Below are 16,624 nucleotides of genomic sequence, written 5' to 3' on the forward strand. Positions count from 1 at the left end.
CATGCCTGCCGCTCGTGCAACTGTTTTCAAAACTGGAACAGTCAGTTCGCGACTGGGTGGTTTTTCTCTGAACACGCCAGGCGTACAGTTCAACCCATCGATGAGCCGAACCCGCAAGGCGACTCACCGAACCCGGCCCGAAACAGTTTCGTACCGGTTTTCGAGACGCTTTTTATCTTTCAAGGATTTTCATTATGAACACGACTGCACGCTTTCTCTCCATCGCCGCTGTTGCCGCTTTTGCATCGTTCGGCGCCTATGCCGACGAAGCCGATGGCTCGCAATTCGCCCTCAAGTTCGAAACCAATCGCACCCGCGCCGAAGTCGCTGCCGAAGCGGCCGTGACGGCCCGCACGCACAGCATGGAACCCGCTGGTTCCCGCGTGGTGACCTACCAATCGACGGCCGACCGTGCCGCCGTGCGCGCCGAAGCTGCACAAGCCCTGCGCACCGGCCAGATCTCGTCGGGCGAAGCTGGTTACCTGTAATCCGCACCGCCCTGCAGCGAGCCCACTACCCCCATTTGATCGGAGAATCACCATGAACAACACCGCACGTTTCCTGTCCATCGCTGCCGTTGCCGCTTTCGCATCGTTCGGTGCCTACGCCGATGAAGCCGACAGCTCGCAGTTCGCCCTCAAGTTCGAAACCAACCGCACCCGCGCCGAAGTGGCTGCCGAAGCTGCCGTGGAGGCCCGCACGCACAGCATGGAGCCTGCCGGCTCCCGCGTGGTGACCTACCAATCGAAGGCCGACCGCGCCGCCGTGCGTGCCGCTGCTGCCGAAGCCGTGCGCACCGGCCAGATCCCTTCGGGCGAGATCGGCGTTCTGTAATCCGCACCAGTGCAAGGCTGCAGACCGCAACTGCGGCCAGCATGCAAAAAAGGCCGGTGCCCCTCGCGGGGCCCCGGCCTTTTTCGTGTGGCCCATGGGGCCACGGCATGTGCCTTGCCTTATTGCAGCACGGTCACGCCGGTCTTGGCCTGCAGGGTCTCGAAGCTCACGCCAGGGGCCAGCTCGATGAGCTTCAGGCCTTCGGGCGTCACGTCCAGCACGGCCAGGTCGGTGATGATGCGGTCGACCACGCCCACGCCCGTGAGGGGCAGCGTGCACTGGGGCAGGATCTTGAGGTCTTCGGTGCCGTCCTTCTTCTTCGCCACATGCTCCATGAGCACGATCACGCGCTTGACGCCGGCCACCAGGTCCATCGCGCCGCCCATGCCCTTGACCATCTTGCCCGGGATCATCCAGTTGGCCAGGTCGCCCTTTTCGCTGACCTGCATGGCGCCCAGGATGGACAGGTTGATCTTGCCGCCGCGGATCATGGCGAACGACTGGTCGCTGCCGAAGATGGACGAGCCTTTGATCGTGGTCACGGTCTGCTTGCCGGCATTGATCAGGTCGGCGTCCACCGCGTCTTCGGTCGGGAAGGGGCCGATGCCCAGCATGCCATTTTCGGACTGCAGCCACACTTCCTTGTCACCCGTGAAATTGGCCACCAGCGTGGGGATGCCGATGCCCAGGTTCACGTAGAAACCGTCTTCGAGTTCTTGCGCCGCACGTGCGGCCATCTGGTCTTGGGTCCACGGCATGGTCAGGCTCCTGCTTTCTCTGTGATGGTGCGTTTTTCGATGCGTTTCTCGGGGTTGGCGTTGTGCACGATGCGGTGCACGTAGATGCCGGGCAGGTGGACCTGGTCGGGCTCCATGGCACCGGTTTCCACGATCTCTTCCACTTCGACGATGCAGACCTTGCCGGCCGTCGCGGCCGCAGGGTTGAAGTTGCGCGCCGTGAGGCGGAACTGCAGGTTGCCGGATTGGTCGGCACGCCAGGCCTTGACCAGCGACACGTCGGGCACCAGAGAGCGCTCCATCACATAGGTTTCGCCGTCGAACTCGCGCAACTCCTTGCCCTCGGCCACGATGGTGCCCACACCGGTCTTGGTGAAGAAGGCCGGGATGCCCGCGCCGCCGGCACGCAGCTTCTCGGCCAACGTGCCCTGGGGCGTGAATTCGAGCTCCAGCTCGCCCGCCAGGTACTGGCGCTCGAACTCCTTGTTCTCGCCCACGTAGGACGAGATCATCTTCTTGATCTGGCGCGTCTCGAGCAGCTTGCCCAGGCCGAAGCCATCGACGCCCGCATTGTTGGAGATCACGGTGAGGTTCTTCACGGCCGAATCACGCAGCGCGTCGATCAGGGCCTCAGGGATACCGCACAGCCCGAAACCGCCGACAGCCATCAACTGGCCATCTGCAACCACGCCTTCCAGCGCTTTGGCTGCGGAGGGAAATATCTTGTTCACCACGATCTCCTTGCGAATGTTGGATGCGCTACGATACTACGTACAGACATAAGTAGTACCCCGTAAAGATTTGCACTATGGACGCCACCGATGGACGTTGATTACAAACTCGCGTTTGACATGGCCCCCGTGGGATTGGTGCTCTCGCGCAACCGCACCATGGTGGACTGCAACCGGCAGGTCTGCGAGATGTTCGGCGCCTCGCACGAGCTGCTGATCGGCCAGTCGTTCCAGGTACTCTATCCGAGCGCCGACGAGTACGAGCGCCTGGGCGCGCACATGGAGCCCATCCTCAACGCCAAGGGCCACTACGCCGACAACCGCATCATGAAGCGTGCCAACGGCGAGGTGTTCTGGTGCCATGTGTCAGGCCGCGCCCTGAACCGCGAAGACCCCCACGCCTCGGGCATCTGGAGCTTCGAGGACCTGAGCTCGCAGCGCCCCGTGAAGGCCGAGCTGACCGGCCGCGAACGCGAAGTGGCCGCGCGGCTGCTGGAGGGCCTGACCTCCAAGGAGATCGGGCGCACCCTGGACATCAGCCACCGCACGGTGGAGATCTACCGCGCGCGGCTCATGCGCAAGTACAACGCGTCCACAGCCGCCGACCTGGTGCACAAGCTGCTGGCGGGCTGACAGCCCTATTTTTTCGGCCCGTCGATCACCTCGGCGGCCGTGCGAAAGGCATCGACTGCTGCGGGAAGGCCGCAGTAGATGCTGGCGTGCAGCAGCACTTCCTGGATCTCGGCCGCCGTGGCGCCGTTGTTGAGCGCGCCGCGCACATGGCCCTTGAGCTCGTGCTGCTTGCCAAGCGCGGTGAGAAAGGCCACGGTGACCAGGCTGCGCGTCTTCAGGTCCAGCCCCGGGCGCTGCCAGACATCGCCCCAGGCATTGCGGGTGATGAACTCCTGGATGGGCTGGGTGAACTCGGTGGCGTTGCCGAAGGCATTGGCCACGAAGTCCTCGCCCATGACCTGCTTGCGCGTGGCCAGGCCTTTGTCGAAGTCTTTGGAGGATGGGGGTTGGGTCATGCGGGCGCTCCAATACGGTTGGGGCCGCCATGTTAGCCGGCTCGCCCCTGCGGAAAGCAGAACGCCACCGGCCCTGCCCCGCGAAGGGAAAGGACGGTGGCGTTGTCAGCTCACTCAGGCGTCGGCGGTTGCGCCAGCGAGGTCAAAACGGTCCAGGTTCATGACCTTGGTCCAGGCCTTCACGAAATCCTGCACGAACACCGCCTGCGCATCGCTGCTGCCATATACCTCGGCCAGCGCACGCAGCTGCGAGTTGGAGCCGAACACCAGGTCGGCCACGGTGCCCGTCCACTTCGCTGCACCGGTAGTGCGGTCCACCCCTTCAATGACACCGGCAGCCGAGCCGGATTTCTGCCACCGCGTGCGCATGTCCAGCAGGTTCACGAAAAAGTCATTCGTGAGCGCGCCGGGCTGCTGGGTGAACACGCCATGCGAGCCCTGGCCCGCATTGGCGCCCAGGACGCGCAAGCCGCCCACCAGCACCGTCATCTCGGGGCCCGTCAGGGTGAGCTGGTTGGCGCGATCGATCAGCAGCTCGGCCACGGCTTCCTCCAGGCCGGGGCGCACATAGTTGCGAAAGCCATCGGCCAGCGGCTCCATGACCTCGAACGAGGGCACGTCGGTCTGCTCTTGCGAGGCGTCCATGCGGCCCGGGGCGAAGGGTACGCTGACCTCCTGGCCGGCGCTGCGGGCAGCGGACTCGACGGCCGCAGCGCCGCCCAGCACGATGAGGTCGGCGATGGAGATCTTCTTGCCGCCGGTCTGCGCCGCATTGAAGTCCTGCTGAATTGTTTCGAGCTTGCCCAGCACCTTGTTCAGTTGCGCCGGCTGGTTCACTTCCCAGTCCTTTTGCGGCGCCAGGCGGATGCGGGCACCGTTGGCGCCGCCGCGCTTGTCGCCACCGCGGTAGGTAGAGGCCGAGGCCCAGGCCGTCGACACCAGCTCGGACACCGACAGGCCCGAGGCCAGGATCTTCGCCTTGAGCACCGTCACGTCCTGATCATCCACCAAGGCATGGTCCACTTCGGGGATCGGGTCCTGCCAGATCAGCACTTCGGCCGGCACCTCGGGGCCCAGGTAGCGCACGCGCGGCCCCATGTCGCGGTGCGTGAGCTTGAACCAGGCGCGCGCAAAGGCGTCGGCGAACTGTTCGGGGTGCTCCAAAAAGCGGCGCGAGATCTTCTCGTAGGCCGGATCCTGGCGCAGCGAGAGGTCGGTGGTGAGCATGGTGGGCACACGCTTCTTCGACGGGTCGTGCGCATCGGGGATGGTCGCCTCGGCACCCTTGGCGGTCCACTGGTGGGCGCCGGCCGGGCTCTTGGTCAGCTCCCATTCAAAGCCGAACAGGTTCTCGAAGAAGTTGTTGCTCCATTGCGTGGGCGTGGTGGTCCAGGTCACTTCCAGGCCGCTGGTGATGGCGTCGCCGCCAAAGCCGCTGCCATGCTTGCTGATCCAGCCAAAGCCCTGGTCCTCGATGCCGCCGCCCTCGGGCTCCTTGCCCACCAGGGCCGCGTCGCCCGCGCCGTGCGTCTTGCCGAAGGTGTGGCCGCCGGCGATCAGCGCCACGGTTTCCTCGTCGTCCATGGCCATGCGCGCAAAGGTGTCGCGAATGTCGCGCGCCGCGGCGATGGGGTCGGGGTTGCCGTTGGGACCCTCGGGGTTCACGTAGATCAGGCCCATCTGCACGGCGGCCAGGGGCTTGGCCAGGTCGCGCTCGCCGCTGTAGCGCTTGTCGCCACCCAGCCAGGTGGTCTCTGCGCCCCAGTACACGTTTTCATCGGGTTCCCACACGTCGGGGCGGCCACCGGCAAAGCCGAAGGTCTTGAAGCCCATGGATTCGAGCGCCACGTTGCCGGTGAGGATCATCAGGTCGGCCCAGGAAATCTTGCGGCCGTACTTCTGCTTGATGGGCCACAGCAGGCGGCGCGCCTTGTCCAGGTTGGCGTTGTCGGGCCAGCTGTTCAGGGGCGCAAAGCGCTGCTGCCCGGCCCCCGCACCGCCCCGGCCATCGGCCAGGCGGTAGGTGCCGGCGCTGTGCCAGGCCATGCGGATGAACAGCGGGCCGTAATGGCCGAAGTCGGCCGGCCACCAGTCCTGCGAGTCGGTCATCAACGCATGCAGGTCGGCCTTCACGGCGGCGAGATCGAGGCTCTTGAACTCCTCGGCGTAGTTGAACCCGTCGCCCATGGGGTCGACCAGTGGCGAGCTTTGGTTGAGGGGGCGCAGGTTGAGCTGGTTGGGCCACCAGTCGGCGTTGCCGCGGCCCTTGGGCGCGGCAGCCTTGCTGTGGTCGAAGGGGCACTTGGCTTCTGTTGTCATGGGTCTCTCCTTGTAAGTGGTTCAGGCACTTGGCAAGACCCATGGTAGGAAACAATCCATGGCGCGTAAATTGAATCGATTGAATTTCCCCGATAGTCAATATTTATCGAAATGCCACAGCCATTGTCAAACAGCGTGCTAACTCAGAGACCGCGCGCCAGCGGCAGGCCTGGCGCGTCGAGCTGCGCCCGCAGGATGTGCCCGTGGGTCGAATCGGTGACAAACACCGTCTGCCTGCACTCCCCGCCAAAGGCCAGGTTGGTCGTCGACGCGCCCGCTGGCCCGCGCAGCACCAGCTCGGGCTCGGCCCGGTGGTTGAGCACCCACACATAGCCCAGGCCAGGATTGGCCACGAGCAGCCGGCCTTGGGCGTCCACGGCCAGCCCGTCCGGGCCGCTCGGCCCGTAGGAGGTGAAGAACTGTCCCACCTTGGCCACGCTGCCATCGGGCAGCAGCGGTACGCGCCAGACGCAGTTGCCGCGCGTGACGGCCAGGTAGAGCACGCGCCCGTCGGGCGACAAGGCCACGCCATTGGGGCTGGGCACATTGGCCAGCAGCAGATCGAGCTGGCCATTGGGGCGCAGGCGGTACAGGCGCCCGCTTGGATCGTGCAGCCCGCTCTGGCCCTGGTCGGTAAAGTAGAGATTGCCCTCGGCGTCGAAGACCAGGTCGTTCACGCCCTTGAAGCGCTCGCTGTTGCGCCGCTCCAGGTACGGGGTGACCCGCCCGCTCGCCACGTCCAGTCGCATGAGGCCGTTCTTGTAGTCGGTGATCAACAAAGTGCCGGCATCGAGGAACTTCATGCCGTTGGGCTCGCCGTCGTATTCGGCAACGAGTGTCCAGGAACCTGCGGGGTCGACGCGCAGGATGCGGCCCCAGGGGATGTCGGTCACGTAGAGATTGCCGGCAGCGTCGAACACCGGGCCTTCGAGGAAGGAGTCGGTGATGGCCCCTGCGCGGTTGGCATCGGCCCAGGCGCTGCGCTCGCGCCGGCGCAGCGACTCGGGCATGGCGGTGAAGAGTTCGAGGTCGCGCACTTGGGGGGCTTGCAGCAGAAACATGGGATGGCTTTCGTTGGCTCTGATCTTCACGCGGCAGGAAATCCGTACAGCCGCGCAGGGTTGTCCACCAGGATGCGGTCCATCGCAGCATCCGTCACGACCCAGGCCTGCAGCAGGTCCACCAGATCGGCATCGTTCACGGTGCCGGGCGGCTCGGTGGTGTGCGGCCAGTCGCTGCCCCACACCAGGCGCTCGGGAGCGGCCTGCACCAGCGCGCGGCCCAGGGGCAGCGTATCGGCGTAACCCGGAACCTGCACCGTGGAGCGCATGTAGGCGCCGGAGAGTTTGACCCAGGTGTTGCCCCCGTCAAGCAGGCGTTGCAGCGTAGCCCAGGCCGGGGCCGATGGCCCCTCGGCCGGGTCGATGCGGCCCAGGTGGTCGATCACCAGCGGCACCGGCAAGGCCTGCAGCACCGCTTCGAGCGCCACGATCTGCTCCGGGTGCGCGAACACCTGGATGTGCCAGCCGCCGCAGTCCGCATGGCGCGCCAGCTTGCCCGCCAGGGTGGTCAGCATCTCTTCTGTGGTCATGCCCCAGGATTGGGGCGAGACGAAGTTCACACGCAGCCCGCGCACGCGCCGTGCGGCCAGGCGGCCCAGCTCCACATCGCTGACCTGCTGGTCCACCACGGCCACGCCGCGTGCGCTGTCGCCCAGTTGGTCCAGTGCATCCAGCGTGCAAGCGTTGTCGATGCCGTAGGTGGAGGGCGTGACCACGACCGTGCGCGCGGTGCCCAGGCGCTGCTGCAGCTGCCGGTAGGCGGCCACGGGTGCCTCGGGCGGTGTGTGCGGCCAGTGCGGCGACGGCGCAAAGCGCGCGTCGAAGATGTGCATGTGGCTGTCACACGCCAGGGCGGGCAGCGCGCGCTTCGGGCGGTTCAGGCCCACCGAATGCGGCACATTCTCCAGAAGTGGTGGCAGGCCCATGGGCGATCAATCGAGCTTGATGCTGCCCTTGCGCACCACCTCGCCCCACTTGGCATCTTCCTTCTTCAGGAAGGTGGTGAACTCTGCGGGTGTGGAGCCGAGGGCCTGGGCGCCCATGTCGGCCAGGCGCTGTCTCACCTCGTCCTCCTTCATCACGTCCTGCACCGCCTGGCGCAGCCTGGCGGCAATGGGCTCGGGCGTACCCGCGGGCAGGAACAGGCCATTCCATTCAAAGGCCTCGTAGCCGGGGATCACCGTCTCGGCGACCGTGGGCACATCGGGCAGGCGTTTGGAGCGCTCGGGCGCGGACACGGCCAGTGCGCGCAGCTTGCCGCCCGCTATGTGGGGGTAGGTCGCGGCCACGGTGCCGAACATGAAGTCCACCTGGCCGGCCATCACATCGGTGATGGCCGGGCCGCCGCTCTTGTAGGGTACGTGCACCATGTCCAGGCTGAGCTGCTGGCGCATGAGCTCCGCCGCCAGCCGCTGCACCGTGCCGCTGCCGCCCGAGGCGAAGTTGAGCTTGCCCGGCGCGGCCTTGGCCTTGGCGACCAGGTCGTTGATGTCCTTGAGCGGCGAATCCGCCTTCACGATCATCACGTTGGGTGCCAGCAGCACCAGCGACAGCGGCTGCAGCGCGTTGGCCGCATACGGCATCTTGGGGAACAGGTGCGGGTTGATGGAGTACGGCGTGGCGTCGTACAGCAGGGTGTAGCCATCGGCACTGGCCTTGGCGACATAGCTGGCGCCGATGGTGCCGCTGGCACCGGCCTTGTTGTCCACGATCACGCTGGCGCCCAGCCTGACGCCCAGGCGCGTGGCCAGTACGCGGGCCACGGCGTCGGCGGCGCCGCCTGGCGCATAGGGCACGACGATGGTGATCGGGCGGTCGGGGTAGGCAGCATGGGCCATGCCGGCGGCCAGGGCGCAGGCGGCGATCAGGGGTTTGAGAAAACGCAACATGTCATGTCTCCAATCAATTATTCAGCTTTCAGGTCCAGGTCCTTGGCGATCTGCGTGTAGGTGGCGACCTCGCGCTCGACCTGCGTGGCAAAGGCCCTGCCGCAGGTGGAGTCCGCATCCAGCCCCAGGCCGCGCAGCTTCTCCGCTGCAGCAGCGCTTTTCGCAAAATCCACCGCCACGCGCTCCAGTTGCCGGACCACGGTTTCTGGTACGCCGGCGGGCGCCAGCAGGCCGTACCAGGCATCGGCCGAGTACTTGCCGCCGCCGGCTTCGGCAAACGTCGCCACATCGGGCAGCAGCGAAGAGCGCTTGGGCGATGCCACGGCCAGTGCCGTGAGCTTGCCGCTGCGAATCTGCGGCAGCACCGAGCCCAGGGTCGCGAACGAGCTGTCGAGCTGGCCGCCCATCAGGTCCGTCACCACCGGCGCAGCGCCCTTGTAGGGCACGTGGTTGAGCTCAAGGCCGTTGGCGCGCGCGAACACCTCGGTGGCGAAATGCCCCGAGCTGCCCACGCCGGCCGTGCCGGCGGTGGTGCGGCCCGGCTCCTTGCGCGCACGTGCCATGTAGTCGGCCAGCGACTTCACAGGCAGGCCCGGGCCCACCACCAGCACCGTGGGGCTGGTGGCCACCGTGCACAGCGGTTTGAACGAGCGCACCGCATCGAACTTCACCCGGTTGCGGTAGAGCCCCGGGATCATCGTGTGGTTGGTGGCGCCGAACAGCAGCGTGTAGCCGTCGGCGGGCGCGCTGGCCACCGCCTGCGCGGCCAGGATGGTGTTGGCGCCCGGTCGGTTGTCGATGACGAAGGGCGGGCCCAGCGCGCGGCTGGCGTGGTCGGCAAAGGCGCGTGCCACCACGTCGGTAGGGCCGCCCGCCGCAAAGCCCACCACCAGCTTCACCGGCTTGGTCGGAAAGTCGGCGGCCTGTGCGAAACAGGCGGCGCATGCCATGGACAAGGGGGCCAGCAGCGCCTTGCTTGCGAGCGCTGAAAATCGTGTGTGCCGGTTCATTGTTTGTGTCTCCTCATCGTGATCCTCCGGAGGTACCGTCCCCGCCCATTCACGCGGCCGTTGGAGCAGGGGTGCGCGCCAGGACCTGCAGCAGGTTCTTCGCCGCGCTCACGCCCATGTTCACGTAGGCATCGCTGGTCACGCCACCGATGTGCGGCGAGAGGATGAAGTTCGCCTCGCCCTGGAAGGGGTGGCCGGCCACCATGGGCTCCACGGCGAAGCTGTCCAGCCCCGCGGCCATCACCTGGCCGCTGCGCACGGCCGCCAGGAGCGCTGCTTCGTCGATGAGGCCACCGCGCGCGGTGTTCACCACGATCACACCGCGCCTGCACTGTGCGAGTGTCGCTGTGCCGAGCATGCCGCGGTTCTCTTCGGTCAGCGGGCAGTGCAGCGAGATGGCATCGGAATCGCGCCAGATGGTCGCCAGGTCCACGCTCTCGATATAGGCCGGCAGGTTCCTGGCGAAGGGGTCGAAGCCGATCACGCGCATGCCCAGCGCGTCGGCCATCTTCGCAAAGCGCAGGCCGATGGCGCCCAGGCCCACCACGCCCACGGTGCGGCCGCCGAGCTCCAGGCTCTTGTGCGTGGCCTTGTCCCAGTGGCCGGCATGCATGCGCGCATCGAGCGGCACCACCGACTTGGCGCAGGCCAGCAGCAAGGCCAGCGCCTGCTCGGCCACGGCCGCGGCATTGGCGCCCACGGCGGCCACCACCTCGATGCCGCGCGCCTTGGCAGCAACCTTGTCGATGGTTTCGGTGCCGCTGCCATGCTTGGAGATGACCTTGAGCGAGGGCGCGGCGTCCATCACCGCCGCACTGACCTTGCCGTAGCGCACGATGATGGCCACGGGGTCGTGCGTGCGGCACAGGGCCACCAGGTCGTCCTCGGTGGGCGCCTTGCCGGCATAGACGACCTCGAAGTCGTCGAGCAGCGCCAGGGCCTCCCCGGCCAGGTCGGCGCCCGTCACGATGATGCTCGGGCGGCTCACAGCGATTCCCCTTCCTTGAGAACGCCGGCTGCGCGCAAGGCGGCGGGCAGCCACTTGGATGCCGTGTCGCCGCGGGCAATGGCTTCGATGCGGGCAGCCTCGTCGGCCACCTTCTTGTCGGCCAGGGCCATCATGGCGGGGGCCTTTTCGCGCTCGATCACCACCACGCCATCGGCATCGCCCACCACCAGGTCGCCCGGGTGGACTGTGGCGCCGCCGGCCGAGATGGGGTGGTTGATGCGGCCGGGCACGTACTTGGTGGGGCCAGCGGGGTTGAAGCCCGCGCTGAACACCGGGAAGCCCAGGTCCAGCAATTCGAGCTTGTCACGGATCGCGCCGTCGACAATCACGCCGGCCAGCCCCAGTTTCTTGCAGGCGCTGAGCATCAGCGTACCCATCAGCGCGGCGGTCTGGTCGCCCTTGCCGTCGATCACCAGCACGTCGCCAGGTTGGGCCAGGGCGATGGCAGCATGGATCATGAGGTTGTCGCCGGGGCGCACCTCGACGGTGAAGGCCGGGCCTGCCACTTTCATGTCTTGGTGCACGGGCGCCACACGGCCGTGCATGGTGCCGCGGCGGCCCGCCACATCGGCGAGGATGGCCGCCTGGAAGGTGGCGGCTTTCTGGACGACGTCGGCGCTGACGCGTTCGATGCCACGGATGATTTCGGGAAGCTGGCTCATGGTGCGGTCCTTGTCTTGTTTCGGTATGCGGAGAAGAGGTGTGGTGCCTGTTTAGGGCCGAGGGATCACTCGGCGGTGATGTTTCCGTCCTTGATGACCTTGGCCCACTTGGCGGAGTCGGCCTTCTGCAGGTCACCGAGCTGGCGCGGCGTGCCGCCCACCAGGGTCACGCCGAGCTTGTCGGCCAGGGCGACAACGGCGGGGTCCTTGAGCGCCTTGCCGATCTCTTCGTTCAGGCGCTGCACGACGGCAGCGGGTGTCCTGGCAGGCGCGAACACGGCCTGCCACTGCTCGACGACGAAGTCCTTGAGCCCGGCCTCGCCCATGGTGGGCACGCTGGGCAGGGCCTTCAGGCGCTGGGCCGAGGTGACCGCCAGCGCGCGCAGCTTGCCCGACTGCACATGGGGCAGCGCGGCGGCGGCCGGTGCGAACATGAACTGCACCTGCTCGGCCAGCGTGTCCTGCAGCGCCGGGGTGTCGCCCTTATAGGGCACGTGGATGAAGCGCGCGCCGCTTTGCTGCTGCAGCAGCTCGCCCTGCATCTGCAGGATGGTGCCGTTGCCGCCCGAGGCGAAGGCGAGCTTGCCCGGCTGGGCACGGGCCGCCGCCAACAGGTCGGCGACCGACTGGAATGGCTGTTTGGCCCCGACCACCAGGATGTGCGGAATGGTGCCGATGGTGATCACGGGCTCGAAGCCCGCGATGGGGTCGTAGGGCAGCTTGCCCATGAGGTGAGGCGCAATCGCCTGCGGGCCGATGGACGTGCCCAGCAGGGTGTAGCCATCGGGCGCGGCCTTGGCCACGAAGGCGGCACCGATGGTGCCCGTGGCGCCGGCCTTGTTGTCGACGATGACGTTGGTGCCCAGCGAGGACGCCACGCGCAGCGCAAGGTTGCGGCCCAGCACGTCGGTGCTGCCGCCGGGCGGGTACGGCACGACCCAGGTGATGAGCTTGCCGGCGGGCCAGTCGCCCTGCGCGAACGCAGAGCCTGTGGCCAGCGTGGCAGCCAGGGCCGCAAGAACGCTGCGGCGGGAAGTGGAAATGGTCATGGCATGGGCCTCTTCAGGTCGTCGTCAGAAAGGGGGGATGCAGGAGTGGCTGCGGGCGCAGCGAAGCCGTAGAGCGCCTGCGGGTTGTCCACCAGCACGCCGCGCAGGGTCGCGCCGCTGTTCGGCGCCTGGTCGATCCATTGCGCCAGGCGGTCCATCTGGCGCGCGTCATCGGGCAGGGGCTGCACACCAGCGGTAGCGGTGGCATGGGGCCAGTCGCTGCCCCAGAGCACGCGGTCGGGCGCACAGCGCAGGTAGCCCTGGGCCAGCGCGTCGAGGGCGGGGTCGTCCACCGTGCGCAGCGGGCTGACGATGTAGCCGCCGGAGAGCTTGATCCAGGCCTTGCCGTCTGCCAGGAGCTGCAGCAGCAATGCGTGGGCGGCATGCGTGCCGGCTTGCGCAGGTGCGATGCGCCCGAAGTGGTCGAACACCAGTGGCACCGGCAGGCGCCGCAGCACAGGGCCCAGCGACGCCAGCAGGTCGGGCGCCATCAGCAGTTGCAGGTGCCAGCCCAGCGGCGCGATGCGCGCGGCCAGCGGCTCCAGCAGATCGGCGCTGCCCGATACGCCCAGCGAGAGGTTCAGGCGCACACCGCGCACACCCTGGATACGGAGTTGCTGCAAGGCTTCGTCGCTCTCGCTGCCGTCGATCACCGCGACCCCACGCGCCTGCTCACCCAGTGCGGCAAGCCCTTCGAGCATGCAGCGGTTGTCAGTGCCATAGGTCGATGGCGTGACCAGCACGGTGCACGTAGTGCCGATGCGCCGCTGCAATGGCCCATAGTCGCTGGCCGAGGCATCGGGCGGCAGCAGCCGGGCACCGGGGGCCGGGGCAAAGCGGCTGTCGTAGACATGCACATGGCAGTCGCAGGCCCCGGCGGGTACGGCCACTGCGGGCTTTTCGGTGCCGGCCGAGAAAGGTACGGGCGTGGCAAGGCAATCGCGGGTCATGGCGATGGTCCGGTGGGCGTGGGCTCAGCTGGGGGTCTGCAGGCTCAGTCGAGGCTCGCGCCCGAGTCCTTGACGATCTTTCCCCAGCGCGGCACCTCGGTGCGCAGCAACTGGCCGAACTGCTCGGACGTGCCGCCAATCACGTCGCCGCCTTCGCTGCGCAGCTTGTCGGCCACGTCGGGCTGCTGCAGGGCCTGGTTGATGGCCTTGTTGAGCTGGGCCACGATGGGCGCGGGTGTGCCGGCCGGCGCAAGGATGCCGAACCAGGTCACGGCGTCGAAGCCCTTGTAGCCCGACTCGGCCAGCGTGGGCACGTCGGGCAGCTGGCTGGCGCGCTTGGCCGAGGTGATGGCGATGAACTTGAGCTTGCCGTTGCGCACCTGGCCCAGCAGCGTGGGCACGGAGGACATGTACAGGTCGATCTGCCCGCCCACCAGGTCGGTCATGGCCTGGGCCGCGCCCTTGTAGGGGATGTGGCGCAGCTGGATGCCGGCAGCGTTCTCGGCCAACTCGCCGGCCAGGTGGGCGACGGTGCCGTTGCCTGAGTAACCCAGGGTGAGCGCATCGGGCTTGCCCTTGGCGGCAGCCACCACGTCGGCAAAGCTCTTGTAGGGCGAGTTGACGGGCGCGGCCATCACGATGGGCGAGGACGACACCAGCGCCACGGGCACCAGGTCCTTGAGCGGGTCGTAGGGCAGCTTGGGGTAGAGCGTGGGGTTGATGGCCAGGTTGCTGGTCTGGCCCATGACCAGCGTGTAGCCGTCTGGTGCGGACTTGGCTGCGGCATCCACGCCCAGGTTGCCGCCCGCACCGGGGCGGTTGTCCACGATCACGTTCCACTTGTTCTGGTCGGTGAGCTTCTGGGCCACGGTGCGGGCGATCATGTCTGTGCCGCCGCCGGGCGGGAAGGGCACGATCAGGCGGATCGGCTTGCTGGGATAGGCTGCCTGCGCGAAAACCGTGCCGGCCGGCATGGCAGCGGCGGCGAGCCCGAGGAAGGCAGCGCACAGGTGTGCACCGGCAGAACGCGAAAGCGATGAAAGCACTGGCATGGATTTGTCTCCGTTGTGGTGGTTCGTCACGCCGGCCTGCATGGCCCGGCGCCGTGGATGCGACTTTACGCAGACGTTTCAACCCATACAATGGAGTTGCACACCATGAAACGAATTGCGCCATGAGCAACACCCCTGAAAAGCCCCTGGCCCCTGCCGCACCGCTGGCCGCCGACACCACCGGCGGAGTCATCGCCGTCACCCGCGCCCTGCAGGTGCTGGAGGCGTTTGCGCTGGGCGAATCGAGCCTGCCCCTGGCCGAGCTGAGCCGGCGCTGCGGCCTGCACAAAACGACGGTGCTGCGCCTGGCGCGCACGCTGGCGCAGTCGGGCTTCATGGTGCAGCGCGAAGATGGCGACTGGCGCCTGGGCCCTGCTGCCGGCTGGCTGGGCGCACGTTACCAGGCGGGCTTTGACGTGCAGAACGTGCTGGAGCCCGCGCTGCGCGAGCTCACCCATGCCACGGGCGAGAGCGCCGCCTTCTACGTGCGCGAAGGCCAGGTGCGCACCTGCCTCGTGCGCGTGGAGGGGCCGCAGGCACTGCGCCACCATGCGCGCATGGGCGAAGGCCTGCCGCTGGACAAGGGCTCGCCGGGGCGCGTGATCCTGGCCTTCTCGGGCGAGCCGGGAAAGGCCTACGAAGCCATCCGCCAAAAGGGCTACCACTGGTCCATCGGCGAGCGCGAACAGGGCGTGGCGACAGTGTCGGCGCCGGTGTTCGGCATGCACTGGCGGCTGATGGGCTCGGTGTGCATCTCGGGCCCGGCTTCGCGCCTGCCGGCAGAAAAGCTCGAAGCCCTCGCGCAGACCGTGATGGCCGCCGCCACACAGCTGTCCTATGCGCTAGCGGGCAACACCGCAGCGCCCTCGCACAGTCCGGTACGCGCCACCCATTGGCATCCTTGAATCCCCGATACTGGTGCCCATCAGAAAAAACAAGGAGACCGACGTGACCCGCTACCCCGCCCCATCGCTCGACAGCCTGCCCGATGACATCCGCGCCCGCATCCTCGAAGTGCAGGAAAAGGCCGGCTTCGTGCCCAATGTGTTCCTGGGCTTTGCCCGCCGCCCGGCCGAATGGCGCGCATTCTTCGCCTACCACGACGCCCTGATGCTCAAGGAGGAAGGCAGCCTGACCAAGGGCGAGCGCGAGATGATCGTCACCACCACCAGCGCGGCCAACCAGTGTCTGTACTGCGTGGTGGCGCACGGCGCCATCCTGCGCATCTACGAGAAAAAGCCGCTCGTGGCCGACCAGGTGGCGGTGAACTACCGCAAGGCCGAGATCAGCCCGCGCCAGCGCGCCATGCTCGACTTTGCGATGAAGGTCTGCGAGCACTCGCACGAGATCGAAGATGCCGACTTCATTGCGCTGCATGCGCACGGCTTCGACGATGAGGACATCTGGGACATCGCGGCCATCACCGCCTTCTTCGGGCTCAGCAACCGCATGGCCAGCTTTGCCGGCATGCAGCCCAACCCCGAGTTCTACCTGATGGGCCGCGTGCCCAAGGCAAAACCTTCGGCTTGAAGCACGCCATGCACACGGGCATGTCCAATCGTTCGATGGCAGCATGGTGGTGTGCGGCATTGGTTTACCTGGCTGGCACCCACGCCGTTGCCAGCGGCTTCGCACCGGGCAACGGCACGCTGGATGCACAACCCCTGGCAGTACAAGTCCCGTCGGGCACGCTCTCGCCCCTGTCGAGCACCCAGCCGTCCCTGTTGCTGCTGCGCCAGGATGTCACCGGACCGACGTACTACCTGGCGGTGGGCCTGGGTGTGCCGCGCTACGGCATTGCCGACCTGCCCGGTGCCGGCGCCTGGCGCGTGGAGCCCGATGCCGACTGCGCCCGCCTGGTGCCCGTGGCACTCGACGAGGTCAAGCAGCCGGCCGTGCAGCCCGTCACCGTGCAGCAGAACGCCCTGCCCCTGCACTGCGCCGCAGCGTTCGAGGGCAGCTGCACCAGCCGTGACCAGCGCTTGCGCGTGGGCACCGCGTTCCTGGGAACCCGGCGCACGGCGCGCACGGGCGGCGGCTTCTTCGGTACCGAAGGGCAGATCACCAGCACCTTCTACACCGGCGTGCGCACACTCACCATCGAGCACATGTCCTCCGGCCGCAATTGGCGCATGGACGAGGCACTGCAGGACTCGGCCGGGTACAGCGCGCCGCAGACGGCTATCCGCTACCTGCCGCAGTTGCAGCGGGTGCTGTTGCTTGGGCTGGGCAATGGCCCGGAAGGCCCGCAGGGTCGCTGCATCGCCCTGCCACCGGGCTGAACCAAGCCGCG

Annotated in this window: 19 protein-coding genes; 6 read left to right on the top strand and 13 right to left on the bottom strand. The window is 67.3% G+C overall.

The window, feature by feature from the left end:
• Nucleotides 1-194 precede the first annotated feature (194 nt).
• Both ACSQ3Y_RS23125 and ACSQ3Y_RS23130 read left to right on the top strand, forming a co-directional pair.
• Nucleotides 195-488 carry a DUF4148 domain-containing protein gene (locus tag ACSQ3Y_RS23125; protein ID WP_436179014.1) on the top strand — a complete coding sequence of 98 codons (294 nt, stop codon included), beginning with the start codon at nt 195-197 and terminating at the stop codon, nt 486-488.
• A 52-nt stretch (nt 489-540) separates the two neighbouring features.
• Nucleotides 541-834, top strand: coding sequence for a hypothetical protein (locus ACSQ3Y_RS23130; protein WP_057206153.1), 294 nt, complete (start codon nt 541-543; stop codon nt 832-834).
• A gap of 119 nt (nt 835-953) precedes the next feature.
• On the opposite strand, the gene ACSQ3Y_RS23135 is transcribed toward ACSQ3Y_RS23130, so the two are convergent.
• Together ACSQ3Y_RS23135 and ACSQ3Y_RS23140 are read right to left on the bottom strand one after the other, a co-directional pair.
• Nucleotides 954-1,592, bottom strand: a complete 639-nt coding sequence (locus ACSQ3Y_RS23135) for a 3-oxoacid CoA-transferase subunit B (RefSeq protein ID WP_428000074.1) — start codon at nt 1,590-1,592, stop codon at nt 954-956.
• Nucleotides 1,593-1,594: 2 nt separating this feature from the next.
• On the bottom strand, nt 1,595-2,302 hold the full coding sequence (locus ACSQ3Y_RS23140; RefSeq protein WP_436179015.1) for a CoA transferase subunit A: 708 nt from the start codon (nt 2,300-2,302) through the stop codon (nt 1,595-1,597).
• Nucleotides 2,303-2,392: 90 nt separating this feature from the next.
• Here ACSQ3Y_RS23140 and ACSQ3Y_RS23145 point away from each other — a divergent pair, with 90 nt between their 5' ends.
• Nucleotides 2,393-2,935, top strand: a complete 543-nt coding sequence (locus tag ACSQ3Y_RS23145; RefSeq protein ID WP_436179016.1) for a LuxR C-terminal-related transcriptional regulator — start codon at nt 2,393-2,395, stop codon at nt 2,933-2,935.
• Between the two features lie 5 nt (nt 2,936-2,940).
• Here the strand turns inward: ACSQ3Y_RS23145 and ACSQ3Y_RS23150 are convergent, their stop codons facing one another.
• The 11 genes from ACSQ3Y_RS23150 to ACSQ3Y_RS23200 all read right to left on the bottom strand — a co-directional run bounded on the left by ACSQ3Y_RS23150 (nt 2,941) and on the right by ACSQ3Y_RS23200 (nt 14,331).
• Complete coding sequence (locus ACSQ3Y_RS23150; RefSeq protein WP_436179017.1) at nt 2,941-3,330, bottom strand: carboxymuconolactone decarboxylase family protein; 390 nt, start codon at nt 3,328-3,330, stop codon at nt 2,941-2,943.
• Between the two features lie 114 nt (nt 3,331-3,444).
• Complete coding sequence (katG, locus tag ACSQ3Y_RS23155; protein ID WP_436179018.1) at nt 3,445-5,649, bottom strand: catalase/peroxidase HPI; 2,205 nt, start codon at nt 5,647-5,649, stop codon at nt 3,445-3,447.
• Nucleotides 5,650-5,792: 143 nt separating this feature from the next.
• The gene (locus tag ACSQ3Y_RS23160) at nt 5,793-6,710 is read right to left on the bottom strand and encodes an SMP-30/gluconolactonase/LRE family protein (RefSeq protein WP_436179019.1); all 918 of its coding nucleotides are present in this window, start codon (nt 6,708-6,710) and stop codon (nt 5,793-5,795) included.
• A 26-nt stretch (nt 6,711-6,736) separates the two neighbouring features.
• Nucleotides 6,737-7,636 carry an amidohydrolase family protein gene (locus ACSQ3Y_RS23165; RefSeq protein ID WP_436179020.1) on the bottom strand — a complete coding sequence of 300 codons (900 nt, stop codon included), beginning with the start codon at nt 7,634-7,636 and terminating at the stop codon, nt 6,737-6,739.
• Between the two features lie 6 nt (nt 7,637-7,642).
• On the bottom strand, nt 7,643-8,599 hold the full coding sequence (locus ACSQ3Y_RS23170) for a tripartite tricarboxylate transporter substrate binding protein (protein WP_436179021.1): 957 nt from the start codon (nt 8,597-8,599) through the stop codon (nt 7,643-7,645).
• 17 nt (nt 8,600-8,616) lie between these two features.
• Nucleotides 8,617-9,549 carry a Bug family tripartite tricarboxylate transporter substrate binding protein gene (locus ACSQ3Y_RS23175; protein ID WP_436180161.1) on the bottom strand — a complete coding sequence of 311 codons (933 nt, stop codon included), beginning with the start codon at nt 9,547-9,549 and terminating at the stop codon, nt 8,617-8,619.
• A 109-nt stretch (nt 9,550-9,658) separates the two neighbouring features.
• The gene (locus ACSQ3Y_RS23180; RefSeq protein WP_436179022.1) at nt 9,659-10,597 is read right to left on the bottom strand and encodes an NAD(P)-dependent oxidoreductase; all 939 of its coding nucleotides are present in this window, start codon (nt 10,595-10,597) and stop codon (nt 9,659-9,661) included.
• The gene (locus ACSQ3Y_RS23185) at nt 10,594-11,280 is read right to left on the bottom strand and encodes an RraA family protein (RefSeq protein ID WP_057269776.1); all 687 of its coding nucleotides are present in this window, start codon (nt 11,278-11,280) and stop codon (nt 10,594-10,596) included. Before ACSQ3Y_RS23185 ends, ACSQ3Y_RS23180 begins: the two co-directional genes overlap by 4 nt.
• Nucleotides 11,281-11,345: 65 nt before the next feature.
• On the bottom strand, nt 11,346-12,329 hold the full coding sequence (locus ACSQ3Y_RS23190) for a Bug family tripartite tricarboxylate transporter substrate binding protein (RefSeq protein WP_428000067.1): 984 nt from the start codon (nt 12,327-12,329) through the stop codon (nt 11,346-11,348).
• Nucleotides 12,326-13,279, bottom strand: a complete 954-nt coding sequence (locus ACSQ3Y_RS23195) for an amidohydrolase family protein (protein WP_436179023.1) — start codon at nt 13,277-13,279, stop codon at nt 12,326-12,328. Before ACSQ3Y_RS23195 ends, ACSQ3Y_RS23190 begins: the two co-directional genes overlap by 4 nt.
• A gap of 44 nt (nt 13,280-13,323) precedes the next feature.
• Entirely contained in the window at nt 13,324-14,331 is a 1,008-nt protein-coding gene (locus tag ACSQ3Y_RS23200; RefSeq protein WP_436179024.1) for a Bug family tripartite tricarboxylate transporter substrate binding protein, read from the bottom strand.
• Nucleotides 14,332-14,453: 122 nt separating this feature from the next.
• Here ACSQ3Y_RS23200 and ACSQ3Y_RS23205 point away from each other — a divergent pair, with 122 nt between their 5' ends.
• The 3 genes from ACSQ3Y_RS23205 to ACSQ3Y_RS23215 are packed head-to-tail and all read left to right on the top strand — an operon-like array spanning nt 14,454 to nt 16,613.
• Nucleotides 14,454-15,236: an IclR family transcriptional regulator gene (locus tag ACSQ3Y_RS23205; protein WP_428000065.1), complete on the top strand. Its 783-nt coding sequence runs from the start codon at nt 14,454-14,456 to the stop codon at nt 15,234-15,236.
• Between the two features lie 43 nt (nt 15,237-15,279).
• Nucleotides 15,280-15,861: a peroxidase-related enzyme gene (locus ACSQ3Y_RS23210; RefSeq protein WP_057206256.1), complete on the top strand. Its 582-nt coding sequence runs from the start codon at nt 15,280-15,282 to the stop codon at nt 15,859-15,861.
• Between the two features lie 20 nt (nt 15,862-15,881).
• Complete coding sequence (locus tag ACSQ3Y_RS23215) at nt 15,882-16,613, top strand: hypothetical protein (protein WP_436179025.1); 732 nt, start codon at nt 15,882-15,884, stop codon at nt 16,611-16,613.
• Nucleotides 16,614-16,624: the final 11 nt, after the last annotated feature.

This window comes from Acidovorax sp. LjRoot66, assembly GCF_964253305.1.
In the GTDB taxonomy this organism is placed as follows: domain Bacteria; phylum Pseudomonadota; class Gammaproteobacteria; order Burkholderiales; family Burkholderiaceae_C; genus Acidovorax.